This window comes from Terrimonas rubra, assembly GCF_042686025.1.
Lineage (GTDB): Bacteria > Bacteroidota > Bacteroidia > Chitinophagales > Chitinophagaceae > Terrimonas > Terrimonas rubra.
The window spans coordinates 1,234,273-1,250,405 of sequence record NZ_JBHUOZ010000003.1 but is presented as its reverse complement, the minus strand read 5'-3'; the positions used below and the strand labels follow the sequence as shown (position 1 = coordinate 1,250,405).

The 16,133-nt window shown below is 44.2% G+C and carries 11 protein-coding genes; 2 read left to right on the top strand and 9 right to left on the bottom strand.

Annotated features, from left to right (window positions below):
- Position 1: 1 nt before the first annotated feature.
- Positions 2 to 994, bottom strand: a complete 993-nt coding sequence (locus tag ACFS6H_RS14420; protein WP_386100198.1) for a glycoside hydrolase family 43 protein — start codon at positions 992 to 994, stop codon at positions 2 to 4.
- A gap of 204 nt (positions 995 to 1,198) precedes the next feature.
- Here ACFS6H_RS14420 and ACFS6H_RS14415 point away from each other — a divergent pair, with 204 nt between their 5' ends.
- Both ACFS6H_RS14415 and ACFS6H_RS14410 read left to right on the top strand, forming a co-directional pair.
- Positions 1,199 to 2,065, top strand: a complete 867-nt coding sequence (locus ACFS6H_RS14415; protein WP_386100195.1) for a transglutaminase family protein — start codon at positions 1,199 to 1,201, stop codon at positions 2,063 to 2,065.
- A gap of 78 nt (positions 2,066 to 2,143) precedes the next feature.
- Positions 2,144 to 3,115, top strand: a complete 972-nt coding sequence (locus tag ACFS6H_RS14410) for a YpdA family putative bacillithiol disulfide reductase (RefSeq protein ID WP_386100192.1) — start codon at positions 2,144 to 2,146, stop codon at positions 3,113 to 3,115.
- A 251-nt stretch (positions 3,116 to 3,366) separates the two neighbouring features.
- On the opposite strand, the gene ACFS6H_RS14405 is transcribed toward ACFS6H_RS14410, so the two are convergent.
- The 8 genes from ACFS6H_RS14405 to ACFS6H_RS14370 form a co-directional block, all read right to left on the bottom strand.
- A complete protein-coding gene (locus tag ACFS6H_RS14405) occupies positions 3,367 to 3,951 on the bottom strand; it encodes a PhnA domain-containing protein (protein ID WP_386100189.1) in 585 nt (194 codons plus the stop codon).
- A 133-nt stretch (positions 3,952 to 4,084) separates the two neighbouring features.
- The gene (gene trxB, locus ACFS6H_RS14400; RefSeq protein WP_386100186.1) at positions 4,085 to 5,029 is read right to left on the bottom strand and encodes a thioredoxin-disulfide reductase; all 945 of its coding nucleotides are present in this window, start codon (positions 5,027 to 5,029) and stop codon (positions 4,085 to 4,087) included.
- Between the two features lie 472 nt (positions 5,030 to 5,501).
- On the bottom strand, positions 5,502 to 8,702 hold the full coding sequence (locus tag ACFS6H_RS14395; RefSeq protein ID WP_386100183.1) for an efflux RND transporter permease subunit: 3,201 nt from the start codon (positions 8,700 to 8,702) through the stop codon (positions 5,502 to 5,504).
- A gap of 109 nt (positions 8,703 to 8,811) precedes the next feature.
- On the bottom strand, positions 8,812 to 9,933 hold the full coding sequence (locus ACFS6H_RS14390) for an efflux RND transporter periplasmic adaptor subunit (protein WP_386100180.1): 1,122 nt from the start codon (positions 9,931 to 9,933) through the stop codon (positions 8,812 to 8,814).
- Positions 9,934 to 9,964: 31 nt separating this feature from the next.
- Positions 9,965 to 11,308: a TolC family protein gene (locus tag ACFS6H_RS14385; RefSeq protein ID WP_386100177.1), complete on the bottom strand. Its 1,344-nt coding sequence runs from the start codon at positions 11,306 to 11,308 to the stop codon at positions 9,965 to 9,967.
- A gap of 579 nt (positions 11,309 to 11,887) precedes the next feature.
- Positions 11,888 to 12,745, bottom strand: coding sequence for a sigma-70 family RNA polymerase sigma factor (locus tag ACFS6H_RS14380; RefSeq protein ID WP_386100174.1), 858 nt, complete (start codon positions 12,743 to 12,745; stop codon positions 11,888 to 11,890).
- Positions 12,746 to 13,010: 265 nt separating this feature from the next.
- Positions 13,011 to 14,297: a prolipoprotein diacylglyceryl transferase gene (locus ACFS6H_RS14375; protein WP_386100171.1), complete on the bottom strand. Its 1,287-nt coding sequence runs from the start codon at positions 14,295 to 14,297 to the stop codon at positions 13,011 to 13,013.
- A 384-nt stretch (positions 14,298 to 14,681) separates the two neighbouring features.
- Positions 14,682 to 15,941 carry an NAD(P)/FAD-dependent oxidoreductase gene (locus ACFS6H_RS14370; RefSeq protein WP_386100168.1) on the bottom strand — a complete coding sequence of 420 codons (1,260 nt, stop codon included), beginning with the start codon at positions 15,939 to 15,941 and terminating at the stop codon, positions 14,682 to 14,684.
- Positions 15,942 to 16,133 lie beyond the last annotated feature (192 nt).

Genomic DNA, 16,133 nt, shown 5'->3' with positions numbered 1-16,133 from the left:
ACTATTTTAATTTTCTTGCAGGTACGCCTTCGCGTGTAATCACAACCGGCTTTATCAGCCCTTCCTCATCAAAATACATTCGTTCTATACAGGTTTCACGGGAGTTGCCTCCTTTTTCTGTTATCGGCCTGCGATGGTAAATAATATACCATTCATCAGTACCGGGTATCTGAATAACGGAGTGATGGCCGGCTCCGTTGGCAATGGCCGGGTCCTGTTTTAATATCTTGTCTATTCTTTTAAAAGGTCCGAAAGGAGAGTCGGCAATGGCATAAGCCACGCTGTAATCAGGCCCTGTCCAGCCCCCTTCCGACCACATGAAATAGTATTTGTTATTGCGAATGAACATTACCGGCCCTTCCACATAACCTTCCGGGGTGATCTCCTTAAACTTTGTACCATCCGCAAAGTTTTCAATTTTAGTAAAGTCATTGCTTAAACGGGCAATATTACAATGACGCCAGCCCCCGTATATAATGTAATGGCTGCCGTCCTTATCCTTAAATACAAACTGGTCAATAGGTTGGGCACCGTTATAAAACTTATCGATCAGCGGTTTACCCAACAGGTCCTTATAAGGTCCGTCAGGCTTATCAGCTACTGCTACGCCAATGCCACCGGGCTCGTTATCGCTCTGTATATCATTGGCTGCAAAGAATAAATAATACTTTTTGTTGTTTGCTACAATGGCCGGCGCCCATATAGCCCGCCAGGCCCATTTAATCACACTGGTATCAATAATACGGCTATGTTTTTTCCAGTTTGTGAGGTTATCGGAGGAGAAGGCATCTAAAAAAAGCTGTTCCTTATACGGCGCCGAGTAAGTGGGAAATACCCAATACTGTTTATTAAATATCACTGCTTCGGGGTCGGCATACCAGCCTTTAAAAATGGGGTTGCCGGAAAAAATGGTATCCTTTGTACCGCTTTTCTTTTGCGCCTGGCAACTGATAGTAATACTTAAACAGATGAATACAGTTAGTTTTTTTAACATCGGGCTTTTTTTAACAGGGACATACCTATACATGAATGGCTCATGCATGAAGCCTTGTAATACAAAAAATTATACAGCTTAAAAATACAGTAAAAAGCCTTACAAACGATGCTTACTACCAGCAGCCATTGTATACCCGCACACACCTGTGGAAAAGTTTTAACGAAAATTATGTAATTGAATAATGATATTGCAGGTGAATCAATGCAACCAAATAAAGAAATATTAGCCCTGCTCCACCTCATTGACGATCCCGATGAAGAGGTGTTTGATGTGATCTCACAACGTATCATCGATTACGGCAAGCCCATTATTCCCAACCTGGAAGATCTTTGGGAAAACACACCGGATAGCATGGCGCAGGAACGCATTGAAATACTGATCCATAAACTGTATTACGGCGACCTGGCCAATGATATGCGTGAATGGGGCACTGCCGGTCACCAGGATCTTTTATTGGGTGCTTTACTGGTTTCTAAATTCTTATACCCCGATATTGCCAGCTCCGCCACTTTACGTGAAACAGAAAAGATCAAACGTAATATCTGGCTGGAGTTAAATAACTACCTCACCCCCTTAGAGCAGATCAATGTTTTCACCAGCATCCTGTACAGCTATTATGGTTTAAAGGGGTGCGAGATGAGTTATGCCAACCCCAACGAGTTCCTCATACACAAAACACTCGAAGCCAAAAAAGGCAACCAGGTAGGCAATGGCATTTTATACCTTATTTTATGTGAAATGCTGGACCTCCCCATCCGCTTGGTACAGATACCCCGTCAATTTATACTGGCTTATTTCAGGCCCGGGTACACCGTAGACAATATCAATGATCCGCAAAAGATGATCGAGTACTATATAGATCCCGCTGCCGGGCAAATATACACCCATAACGATGTGGAGGCTTATTTTAAAAGTATTTCGGTGCCACCCTCACCTTCCCATTTCAGGCCACTGAGCAATAAGGAGGTGATAAAAGTATTACTGGGCGAGTTCAGTAAATGTTTTACCAAGGACGAGAACATGTACAAACACAACGAACTCCTGCAGCTTTCTGCCTTGCTGGATTAATGTTTACCCTTTAGCACGATTGTTTACAACTATTGCCTGCCTTTACCTGTTATGAACAGTGAATACTATTTTTGACAAATGAAGCAAGCAACCCATTTTCCGCTGATCATTATTGGTGCCGGTCCTATTGGCCTGGCCTGTGCTATAGAAGCAAAAAAAGCCGGCATAGCGTATGTTATACTGGAAAAAGGTTGCCTGGTGAACTCCCTGTATCATTATCCAGTTAACATGACCTTTTTTTCCACTTCGGAAAGGTTGGAGATCGGGAATATTCCATTTGTCAGCAATAACCCTAAACCTACCCGCAGTGAATCGCTGGAATATTACCGGCGTGCGGCCACTGCCTTTGAATTGAATATTCAATTATTTGAAGAGGTAAAGAATATTACCAAAGAAGCCGGAATATTTTCTGTTACCAGCAGCAAGGAGCTATATACGGCCGATAATATTATTGTAGCAACCGGCTTTTATGATATACCCTATTTACTGCAGGTACCGGGCGAAGATTTGCCTAAAGTAACCCATTATTATAAAGACCCGCATTTTTATGCTTTTCGTAATGTGGTAGTGGTGGGTGCGCAGAACTCGGCAGTAGATGCTGCCCTGGAAACCTGGCGTAAAGGGGCCAGGGTTACCATGGTCATCAGGGGTAATGAAATTGGTCAGCGGGTAAAATACTGGATACGCCCCGATATTATTAACCGTATTGAAGAGGGCTCCATTACAGCGTATTATAACAGTACCATACAAAAAATAACCGACACTGAAGTAAGTATACAAACCCCGGATGGCGTGATTACCATTCAAAATGATGCGGTAATAGCTACCACCGGTTATCAGCCCAACTTACAGTTCCTGGAAAAGATCGGCATCCTGTTAAGCGATGATGCCATTCGTACACCTTTTATTGATGAGGACAGTCATGAGTCCAATGTACCGGGCATTTACCTGGCGGGTGTTATTTGTGGTGGTATGAATACGCACCGGCTGTTTATTGAAAACTCAAGGGAACATGCAGTAAAGATCATACAACATATTAAAACAAAATAGAGACATTTGGTATGTCTCTATTTACGTTAAGGAGCAAGTTATCTTATGTTCCTGCATTTTTTACCACGGGGATTATTTGCCGCTTCATAAGGTGTCATACTTCTGCTACAGGCTTGTAACAGCAAAACAACTAAGGCCAGTCCAACAATCAATTTTATAGCTTTCATAGTAAATAAATATGGCCGCAAGATAATATGCAGCCCATATTTATAAAATAGTAAAACACCTTAGTATAACTAATATTTTATCATCTATGCGTTTTGTTTACGCACGTATTTGGTCAGTATCACGATCAGCTGCCCCTCTATCTTTCCCTCGATCTGCTCCGTATTATCCGCCACTACCCTGATGTTTTTAACCACGGTTCCCATTTTTGCATTCAGGGTTGAACCTTTTACGTCCAGCGATTTGGTAAGTACCACCGTATCGCCATCCTGTAATAAAGCACCGTTCACATCGCGGTGTAATTCCACGCTGCCATCGCTTTCATGATCGCCGGAAGCTTTTGCCCAGTTTAAGAGGTCGTCGGCCAGGTACATCATATCCAGGTTATCGGCAGCCCAGCTTTCGTTCCTTAAGCGGTTTAACATACGCCAGGATACTACCTGTATGGCCGGTACTTCGCTCCACATAGTGGTGGACAGCAATTCCCAGTGTTTATTGTCCAGCACATCTTTTTTATCGATCTGGGTCTGGCATTTCGGACAGATATAAATGCTGCTTTCTTCCGCGTTACCGGGCGCAAAAGCCACTTCATACACTTTGAGATCATTTACCGCACCGCATAATTCGCAGGCATTACCACTTCGTTCTTTTAACAGCTCATCCAGTTTCATTCGTTAACCGTTTTAAATTGCCGCGAATGTAGCAAAACTCTTATACATAGAGCCTGATAAAGATCAGGACAAAAAAGTACCGCCATCCTGTTGTTGAATGGCGGTAGTATATTATCCCGGTAACCGGGTTTTATTAATGTCCTAAAGCACTTAAATAACGTTCTGCATCCAGGGCAGCCATACAGCCACTTCCTGCAGCGGTAACCGCCTGGCGGTAAATTTTATCCTGCACATCACCGGCAGCAAAAACACCCTCTACATTTGTTTTGGATGTGCCCGGGGTAGTTAAAATATAACCGGCCTCGTCCATATCCAGCAATCCTTTAAATATATCGGAATTAGGCTGGTGACCAATAGCCACAAAAAAACCATTGATGGCAATTTCCGTTACCGCATTTGTCTGGTTGTTCCTGATACGTACACCGCTTACGGTTTTATCTCCCAGTATCTCATCCGTTTCAGTATTCCAGTACACTTTAATATTGGGTGTAGCCAATACCCTGTCCTGCATTACTTTGCTGGCACGCATGGCATCTTTGCGTATGAACATATGCACGGTGGTACATAATTTACTTAAATACAAAGCCTCTTCAGCCGCTGTATCACCGGCGCCTACAATGGCCACCTCTTTACCGCGGAAAAAGAAACCGTCGCACACGGCGCAGGCGCTTACACCAAAGCCGTTCAAGCGTTCTTCGCTGGGCAGGCCCAGCCATTTGGCAGATGCACCGGTTGCAATGATGATGGATTGGGTTTCGATCCATTTATCATCATCGATCTGTACTTTATAAGGCTTGCTGCTCAGGTCAACTTTTGTCGCTAAACCAAAACGGATATCGGCTCCCATTCTTTTAGCCTGTTTTTCAAAATCCACCATCATCTCGGGCCCCTGTACACCATCCGCATAACCGGGATAGTTCTCCACCTCGGTGGTAATGGTTAACTGGCCACCGGGTTGTATACCCTGGTACAAAATGGGGTTAAGGTTAGCACGGGATGCATATATAGCGGCTGTATAACCGGCAGGTCCGCTACCGATAATCAATACATCTGTTTTTTCTGATACGACTACTGACATAATTTTAAATTGTACACTATAAAAACAATAATTGCAAAAGAAAGTTTATTTGCCCGAAATGCCAAATGGCTTTGTATACAGTTTGGCGGTAAAAATGTGTATAAATGGAGGAAGTCAGAAAGTCGGGAAGTCAGAGAGGCCGGAAGTTGGGAAGTAAAAATTTAAAAGGCAAAAGTAAAAAGGTTTTTTATACTGATAGCCGCTGTATAAGTACCGTGCCGTGTTGTTGCCGAAGCTGCTTTTCCCTTTTTAATTTTTACTTTTTAATTATCATATTTAATTATTCCCCTGCCCAAAGGCTGGCGGATGGCAGCGGTAGCTGGCCGGGTGTGGCGGCTATGGCAGCGTTGCCGGCCACTACAAGCGTACAGCCGCATATAGGCTGATAGTAGTACTGCTGCCGACAGCCCCATAAAAAAAATGGCATTGTATACAAGTACACAATGCCATTAATATGTAAGTTTTAATTATACTAACCCAGGTCCATCGCTTTTTTATCAATGTCCTCCTCCAGTTTATGCTCTTCCTGTAGTTTTTTCAGTTTTTTACCATAGCTCAGCTTGGTAATTAACACAAACAATACAGGCACCACAAATATGGCCAGGGTGGTTGCCGAGATCATACCACCAAACACGGTCCAGCCAATGGTTTTACGGCTTTCGGCCGCAGCACCGTTAGCAAAAGCCAGTGGCAGTACACCCAGGATAAAGGCCAGCGAGGTCATTACAATAGGACGTAAACGTAAACGTACCGCCTGTAAAGTAGCATGTACCACGTCAATGCCCTTATCTACCCTTTCCTTGGCAAATTCCACGATCAGGATGGCGTTTTTGGCAGCCAGACCAATCAGGGTGATCAGACCAATTTGTGCATAGATATTATTGGTGAGCGCCGGTATAAAGGTAAGCGTAAGAATTGAGCCCAGGGCCCCGATAGGCACCGCAAACAGTACGGAGAACGGAACACTCCAGCTTTCGTATAATGCTGCCAGGAACAGGAATACAAACACAATGGAGATCATGAATACCGTGGTTTGCTGATTACCGGCCAGTATCTCCTCACGGCTCATACCACTGAACTCGTAACCATAACCGGCAGGCAGTTTTGCCGCCTCTTCCTGTAAAGCCTGTATGGCCTGGCCGCTACTGTAACCATCTTTAGGTGTACCGTTGATCTCGATGTTACGGTAAATATTAAAGTGTGATAATACAGCTGGCGCTTCAATTACCTTGGTGGTAATTAACGAGCCCAGCGGTATCATATTACCCTGGCTGTTGCGTACATAAAACTTCTGCATGCCTTCCAGCGAACTACGGTAGCTGCTATCGGCCTGCGACATTACACGGAAGTTACGCCCGTATAAGTTAAAGTCGTTTACATAACTACTGCCTAAGAAGTTGGACATGGTAGTATACACTTCCGCAACCGACACGCCTAATTTTTTGGCCTGCTCCCTGTCCACATCTACCTTATAACTTGGTGTACGCGAACTAAAGAAGGTATAAGCCATACCAATTTCAGGGCGCTGGTTCAGGCGGCCGATAAATTCACGGGCAACCCCTTCAAACTGCGAGGCATTATCGGTACTTCCGCGTTGCTGTAACTGGAAGGTGAAACCAGCGGCCGCACCCAGGCCGGGGATGGCCGGCGGTGCAATTACCACGATCCTTGCTTCCTTGATATCTGCCGTAGCGGCACGTATTTTATTAATAATATCCTGCGCATGCTGGCCTTTACCTTTACGTTTATCCCATGGCTGTAAGTTTACAAACATGGTACCGGCATTGGATTTATTGGAGAAGGTAACAATGTTCAATCCGGCCAAACCACCCACTACCCTTGTCTCCGGTATCTTAGCCACACGCTCAATCAGGTTCTTCAGCAGCTCCACACTACGGGTGGTAGACGCGGCTTCCTGCATTTCATAAGTTACCATCACACGGCCTTCATCTTCCAGGGGAATAAAGCCGGTAGGTTTGTTTTTAAATAAGAAGAAAAGGCCCACAAACATCACCACCAACATTACCAGTACATACGGCGTTGCCCTTACCCATTTACCTACACCTTTGGTATAACCCATGGTGAGTTTATTAAACCCTTTATTAAACCAGGCAAAGAATTTATCGAGTATGTTCTTTTTAGCAGTAGGCGATTTGGTAGGCTTTAACATAAGCACACAGAGTGCCGGTGTCAGGGATAAAGCCACAAAAGCCGAAATCAGCACCGATACCGCAATGGTAATGGCGAACTGCTGATAGAGCCGCCCCACGATACCGGGAATAAAGCCTACCGGGATAAATACCGCTGCCAGGATCAGGGCAATGGCAATTACCGGCGCCGAAATTTCTTTCATGGCTTTAATGGTAGCATTCTTGGGCGACATTTTTTCATGGTCAATATTATGCTGTACCGCTTCCACCACCACAATCGCATCATCCACCACAATACCAATGGCCAATACAAAGGCAAATAAGGTAAGTGTATTAATGGTAAAGCCCAAAGGACCGAAGAATATAAAAGTACCGATCAGCGAAACCGGGATGGCTAATACCGGGATCAAGGTAGCACGCCAGTTCTGTAAGAACAGGAATACCACCAGTACCACCAGCACTAACGCCTCTACCAGTGTATGCATTACCTCATCAATAGAAGCTTTTACCACCGATACGGTTTCGTTAGGAATAGAAAAATCAATATCAGGGGGGAAAGTAGGACGCATTGTTTCCAGCGCTGCCATCAGGTTCTCGTAAGTATCCATGGCATTGGCACCTGGCGCCTGGTAGATCAGCATAAAAGCCGCTTCCCTTACCCCATTGGTACCCATGGCAAAAGCATTGATACCATAGTCAAACTTACCTAATTGTAAACGGGCAATATCTTTCAGGTAAACAATACTTCCGTCTGCAGGGCGGGTACGTACCACAATGTTCTCAAAATCCTCCTGTTTATTTAAACGGCTATTGGTCAGTACGCTGTATTCAAAAGTCTGTACACCGGGTTGTGGATTACCACCCACGGTACCACCAGCTACCTGTAAGTTCTGCTCCTGTAAAGCCGCATTCACTTCGGCCGGTGTTATACCCAATGCCGCCATTTTCTCGGGGTTCAGCCATACACGCATACTAAAGTCATCGGCACGGGTCATTACATCACCCACCCCTTTTACACGCAATACCGCATCCTTTACATACAGGTTAACATAGTTACCAATAAAAGTAGCGTCATGTGTACCGTTCGGGGAGTAAAAAGCCAATACCGCCATAATACTGGGGTTACGCTTACGGGTAGTTAAGCCCAAACGTTTTACCGCATCGGGTAAGGTAGGTTCAGCCACACTGGCCCTGTTCTGTACATCCAAGGTAGCAATATCAATATTGGTACCTACCTCAAAGTTTAATGTAATACTGCTTTGTCCGCTGCTGGTACTGTTACTGGTCATGTAAGTCATGCCCGGCGTACCGTTCACCTGCGTTTCAATAGCAGTGGTTGTTGTCTGTTCAACCGTCTCCGCATCGGCGCCGGTAAAGTTACCGTTGATGGATACGGTTGGCGGGGTGATTTCGGGGTATTGTGCAATAGGTAAATTTATCAATGAAATAATACCTACCAGCACAATCACTATCGATACCACCATGGCCGTTACCGGCCGTTTTATAAAAGTTTCTGCAATCATGTCTTTGTTGCTAGTTGTTAATTATGTCTATAAACCATTATTTCTGTTGAGCCACCAGCATGGTGTCTCCATTCCATAAACCCATGAACCATTAACAATGAACCATGAACTATTTCCTGTACGTTGTATCTGGTGCGGCATTCACTTTTGCTCCTTCGCGTAAACTCTGCACGCCCTGTAACACGATCTTTTCACCGGCCTGTAAACCTTCCTTAACAATTACATTGGCACCAACCGTACGGCCCAATACCAGCTTGCGTTGCGATACTTTACTGCTATCGCCCAGTACATAGGCAAAATAAGTACCCAGTTGTTCGGTAACGGCTTTATACGGAATGGTAATGGAAGGTTCTTTACTATTGCTCAATACCCTTACGGTAGTACTCATACCTGGTTTTAAAACCGCTTTTTCGTTAGGAAAACTCAAACGTGTTTTAATAGTACCTGTTTGCGGATCTACGGCACGGTCAATTGCACTAACCGAACCAAAGAAGGGGTACACCTCTTTACCAAAGGCTAAAGAGAAAGTAGAGTCTTTTTTACCACCTGCAGTCTGCAGTTGTGAAAAACGGTAGATCTCGCTCTGGTCAACGGCAAAATCAACCGCTACAGGATTATCGCTGGATACGGTATTTAAAATAGTTTGCCCCGCAACCACCGATGTTCCGGTACGCACCTGGGAAATACCAATGGTACCGCTGAAAGGGGCATAAATGGTAGCAAAGCCCACATTGGCCCTTACGGCATTAGCAGCCGCTTTTGCCGCATCTACCTGTTTTTTCGCAGCTTCGTAAGCCGACTCTGCATAATCAACCTGTTGTTTGGCAATGGCTTCCTGTTTGTCTAACTGCCTGTAACGCTCCACATCACGCTGGGCTTTTAACAGGTTGGTTTCCTGTACCTGTACATTGGCCAAAGCCTGCTGGTAATTGGCAGAATATAACTGCTGGTCAATAGAATAAAGCTTCTGCCCTTTTACTACTTTCTGACCATCTTTAAAATATATACCGGTAATATAGCCGGTTACCTGCGGACGCAGTTCGGTCTGGTTCAAAGCCACTACGGTACCGGGGTATTCATCATAATACGCAGCATCACTGGCCTGTACCTCAATTACCGTTACCGGTGTTGGCGGCGGCGGGCCCTGTTGCTGATTTTTTTTGTCGCCGCAGGCAGCTAAAAACAAAACTGTTGCGGATGCCAATAAAGAATATTTCATTGTTGTTTGCATATATAAATTCATCTTAAACGTTAGTAATGTTTTAATAAACAATAGTACCCAATGCTTTTTCCACATCTACCTTACTGGCCAGCAGCAGGTATAAAGCATTGAAATAATTTATCTGTGAACTGCGCAGGTCAGTTTCTGCCGTAACCACATCCAGGTAAGTTTTAATTCCTTCACGATATTGCAGGTTAATTACATCATACACTTCCTGGGCCAGCTGTACGTTCTCTTTCAATGCCTCGTAGGTATTGTAATTACTTTTATACGATGCCAGGGCCTGTGCATACTGTGAGTTCACGGTGTTTTTTACATTCTCCAAGTCGTACACGGTTTTGGCCAGCTGCCATTCAGCGGCTTTTATACCCTGCTTCCGTTTACCACCCTGAAAGATGGACCAGCTAAGGCTTAGCCCTACATAAGAGTTGGGGAAAGACTGGTTATACAGTTTACCCAGATCGTTATTTAAAAAGTTGCGGATATAAGCACCGTTCGCACTGGCCGTTGGTAAATACGACCATTTCTGGTAACGCAGGTTAGCTTCCTGTAAAGTTTTTTGTGTTGCCAGTAACTGGTACTCAATACGGCGGGTATAATCCGGTAATGATAAAGTATCCAGCTGTGCCTGGTCATCTAAAGAAGTACTGTCGTAAGTAATTTTCAACTGCTCATTTACCGGGTAGTTCATCAAAGCTTTCAGGTACTCGGTTTTGGCAGTCAGTAACTCCTCGTTACTTTTTCTTAATGCCGTTGCATTATTTAAAGCAATGGTAGCACGTTTAAAGTCGGTTTTATCCACAATACCCGCTTCATAACGGGCGGTTGCATCCTTTAAACTGCGTTGCAGGCGTACGATATTCTCATTGCTTACTTTAATCTGTTGTTCGGTAGCTATAACATCGTAAAAGGCTTTGGAAACATTTACCGCCACATCAATTTTATTACCGGTGGTGGTTTGCTGTGCCTGTTTACGTACATCGGCTTTGGTATTACGGGCCAGTAACAGGTCGCGGTTAAAAATATTCTGCGTAGCTAACAACTGTAAGGCCGAAGTATTTTCCACACCCAGTTGGATAGGGTTACCGCCAATGATATTGGTAGGTACATCAAATGTATGCTGGAAAGTATAGCCAAAGTTTACCTGCGGATACCAATCGGCCAGCCGGCTTTTGATATTGGCTTCGGTAATTTGCTCATCGGCCAGGGCCTTTTTCACAATGGCCTGCCTTTCTATGGCATAGCGAATTACATTGTCAAGTGTGGGGTTTTGTAAAATACTATCATTGGCGGTTTGCTGGGCAGCAACTGAACTGCCTATCAACAATACGCATATACCTAATACAGCCATACGGCTGCCTTTACGGGAAAATATCATCTTCATATATATGTTTATCAAAAATCCTGGACTGAATAAAAAATTATTCCCGGCGGGTAAACCGGCAATATAAGCTGGCAAGAATCGCAGTAAAACAGTTAACTACACAAAAGACAGTACAACAAGTTACTACATGATTTGTTCTGACAAGGCGCAAAGATAGTAGATAATAGACAACTAAGTTTACTATATGGGGAAAATTTATGAAAAATTGATGAGAGGCAAGTAGTTAGCGTAAAAAGTCAACCTTTCCTGTAGGTTGTCTATGGGATGAACGGTGAAACGGGGACGATTTGGAATTTAAGATTTACGATTTTAGATTTAACGCGGACTCACTATTGAATGATGAATTATGAATGATGAATGGGGATCACTTTATGGATTCATGAGTTATGAATGATGAACCAGATAGTAATCTTTTCATCATTACCCCCTAACCTTTTGAACTTTTGAACTTTGAACCTCCGGAACGTCTTTAAACAAAAAAACAGCCCCAACGATTAAATCAGGGCTGCTTTATAAATCCACCGAAATTCTTTTATTGCCGGTACAAACAGATGTACGGAACAAAAGAAGCTGCTATGTTTAGCCTAAGTACGCTTTTAAGGCGCTACTATAACGGGCTTTCTGTAAACGTTTAATGGCACGTTCTTTAATCTGACGGATACGTTCCTTGGTCAGATCATACTTTTGGCCGATTTGCTCAATAGTTACACCTTGTTCGCCATCCAAACCGAAATAAGCATTTACTATTTCAGCCTCACGTGGCGATAAAGATTTTAACACACGACGGATCTCATTACGTAATGAATCTTTCATTACATCGTCATCAGTATCGTCGCTGCCTTCCAGTAAGTCACCCATGGCCACATCTTCCGCTTCGTGCACGGGGGCATCCAGTGAAGTGTGACGGGTATTGCTCTGGAAAATATTGTTGATCTCGGTTTCGCTCATCTCCAGCAACTCCGCTAATTCTTCAGTAGATGGCTCACGCTCATGCTCCTGTTCAAAAGCCATATAGGCCTTGTTAGCTTTATTGTAGGTACCAATCTTATTCTGGGGTAAACGTACCAGACGTCCCTGCTCGGCTAAAGCCTGTAAAATAGATTGACGGATCCACCAAACCGCGTATGAAATGAATTTAAAACCTTTGGTCTCATCAAAACGTTGCGCTGCTTTAATCAAACCCAGGTTACCCTCGTTGATCAGGTCACTTAAAGAAAGACCCTGGTGTTGATATTGTTTTGCTACCGATACTACGAAACGTAAGTTGGCCTGCACTAATTTATCCAAAGCCCGCTGATCACCCATTTTAATACGCTGAGCCAGCGTAGTCTCTTCTTCTGGTGTGATCATGGAGATTTTAGAAATTTCCTGCAAATATTTTTCTACCGCCTGAGAATCTCTGTTCGTAATCTGGGTTGCAATTTTTAACTGCCGCATATTATAAAAATGTCTGTTTTATTGTATAAAACGAATAAAGAAGTTGTTTTGTTTGCAGGATATTGGTAAAATTCGGTTAAGATGGCTAAAGGTCAACTAAATACAAAGGTACAACGCAATTGCGGAATCTCATAACCTTTGTTAATAAATTGACGCAAAAATCTGCCGTTTTTGCCCGAAAAAAACAGCAAAATTGCCATAGCAGCGCATTCCAGGTCAAATAATAATTGTCAGGATAACCGCTTAAAAACGGTCAGAATGTGCATTACTTGCCGGCTACCGGCTGAGCCCGGTGTTTTTTATGCAGCCAGAACCACAGCACCAGCCCCGTTAAAAACAGCAGGGTTGAGATCACTTCGGCCTGTGTGGGATGAAAACCCAGGATATTCATCCTCGTATTCACCCTTATTTTTTCCACCAGGAAGCGTTCCAGCCCGTTAAACATCAGGTAAAGGGCAAATAAAGCGCCCGGTACTTTGATCTTCTTGCGCAGGCTCCATAGAATACCGAAAATGATCAGGGAGGCCACTATTTCGTAAAAGGGAGTAGGAAAAGCGGGTACCGGCAGGTGGTTACAGAATTTACCGGTACAATTGGCCAGTTGTACTCCGGTCTCGTTCACATTATGCGGGTAGTTATAGGCAAACATCCAGTCCGGTAAAAAGCTTAAAAAGCCCGGCTTGGCAAAAAAGGCATGTTCCGTTCCGGTATGACTGAAAAACTGGGTATTGGCCTGCAAAGCCTGGTTAAAGGTTTCTACCGTACCGCCACCCATTACATTACCCGCCGCATCGGTCATAAAAGCGGCATTATAAATGCCCCAGTCGCCGTCACCTGCCACCTGGCAGCCAATACGCCCCAGGCCATAGGCCAGCATTAAGGTTGGCGCTGCCGCGTCGTTCAGGTGCCAGAAACCAATTTTATGTTTACGTGCATACCACCAGATAGCCAGGGCAGCACATATTAAACCGCCATAAAAAGTTAAACCGCTTACCGAGAAAAAAGTGGAAGGGTCTTTTACAAATGTGTCCCAGTTCTCAAATGTATCAAACAGCTTGGCGCCCAGTAAACCAAATACCAGGGCTAAAATAGTGATCTCACCTACCCTGTCCTGTGGCCATACACGCACCGTTCTTTTCTCGGGCTTGGGAAGTTTCTGCTTGTTCTTTTCATACCATTTTAAAAAGCCGAATAATACTGCCAGGGCAATACCACCCGGCCAGCTGCCGATGCCTGAAAAAATATATTGTTGCGGATCTTCGGTCACATTACTGTTCAGTAAAAACAGCCCCAGTATCTTATACCCGAATAAAAAGCCGAAAAAAGCATTCATCAGTATCTCCACAATAGTAGCCGGATGCCCTACTGTAATGGTCATTTCGGTAGGCTGCAGTAATCCCTCGCTGCTTTTACGTTTCAGTTCTTTGGCCAATACCATGGCCGATAAAATAAATGCAATGGCTACAAAAAAACCAAAGGAATTAACAATGCTTAAAAACTTCCACTCAACACCAAAAAAATCCTTGAATACGTAATAGAGGTTGGGATACATAGTAGCTAATAAATTATGTAAGAAAGCGAAAATACGTAAACCCTCGCTAAGTCCTGCAAATTGATATGGTATTATCCATAAACGGCGGGGCTGTCAGCTTTTTATTATTTCCCGGCTGTGGTTCCGGCTGCTGCGGGCTTCGCTTCGCTCCGGTGTTCCGCTTTGCTGCACACTGCCCCTGCGCATCCGGCAGCCTTTCAGCTTTTAATTAAAAATCAGCTTTATCCGGCATTTCAGCATCACCAGTTTTTTCCCTGCCGATCTTCGCAGAAAAGATAAACGCAGATCTTCACTGATTATGTACTGATCTGCGAAAATCTGCGTAAGTTATCTGCGGGTTAATATTTTCATACGGCAGCCTTACAGCATTATCATACAAGATTATTACTTTTCCTTATCAAATGACCGGAATATCAACCGCAGGTTCTGGTCATAGGTAAAGTATTTATACAGCCAGTGGTTGAATACAAAAAAACGGTTCTTCACGCCCAATATCATCATCAGGTGCAGGCTCATCCAGATGAGCCAGGCAAACCAGCCTTTAAAATGTAACTTGGGTTTGGGCACGTCCACCACGGCTTTATTACGGCCTACGGTTGCCATGGAGCCTTTATCAAAATATTCAAACTCCTGCAAATCGGTACTGCCCTTACTCTCTTTAATAAAATTCTTCGCCAGCATAGCGGCCTGTTGCATGGCTACCGGCGCTACCTGCGGATGTCCTTTTTCAAACTTGGGTGTTTCCATATAGGCCAGGTCGCCGATGGCATAAATATTATTACTGCCTTTTACTTTACAATAACGGTCTGTGTTAATACGGTTACCCCTTACGATCAGCTCGGGATCAATACCGCCCGGTACATTGCCCTTAATACCGGCAGCCCAGATAACGGTGGCGGCAGGTATCAGTTCACCGCTATTCAGTTCCACCTGCTGCCCGTCGTAATTTTTTACAATGGTATTGGTCATTACCGTTACACCCATCCGGGTAAGGTATTGCTGCGATTCCTTAGCCGATTTTTCACTCATGGCCGCCAGGGTTTTGGGCGATCCTTCCAGCAGGTAAATATTCATACTAGAAAAGTCAAGCTCCGGAAAGTCCTTGGGCAGGATGTATTTTTTCATCTCGGCCAGGGCACCGGAAACCTCTACGCCGGTGGGGCCACCGCCTACCACCACAATATTCATCTTCCGTTGCAGATCGGCACCGGTGCTCACTGTAGCTTCCTCAAAATTGCTTAATAGTTTATGACGCAGTTTAATGGCTTCTACGCTCGATTTCATGGGGAAGGCGTGATCGGCCAGTTGCTGGTTGCCAAAAAAATTGGTATCGGCACCGGTGGCCAGTACCAGTTTATCGTAAGTGATCTCTTCCGTATCAGTTATTATTTTATTCTCGGCTGCAACAATCTGTTGTAATGCCGCCAGCCGCACCCGCACATTTTTACTGTTATGAAACACTTTACGCAGGGGAAAGGAAATATTGCTGGCATCCAGGCCGGCCGTGGCTACCTGGTAAAACAGGGGTTGAAACTGGTGATAGTTTACCTTGTCCACCAATACCACTTCTATCCCCTTTTTGTTATTTAACTTCCTGGCCAGTTTAAGTCCGCCAAAGCCGCCGCCAACAATTACTATTTTCATAACCTATAATTTGAATACAAAGTTACAATATTTTCAAAAAATATTGAAAATATAATAAGAACAAAATTACAACAAAACATTTTCTGAATTGTTATCATTTGGTAAAAACAATACCCATTTACCCAGCTATTCAGCGCTCTTTTGGGGTCCGGGTATCCATACTTAACCCACTCCCTAAAACACAAGTCAAAT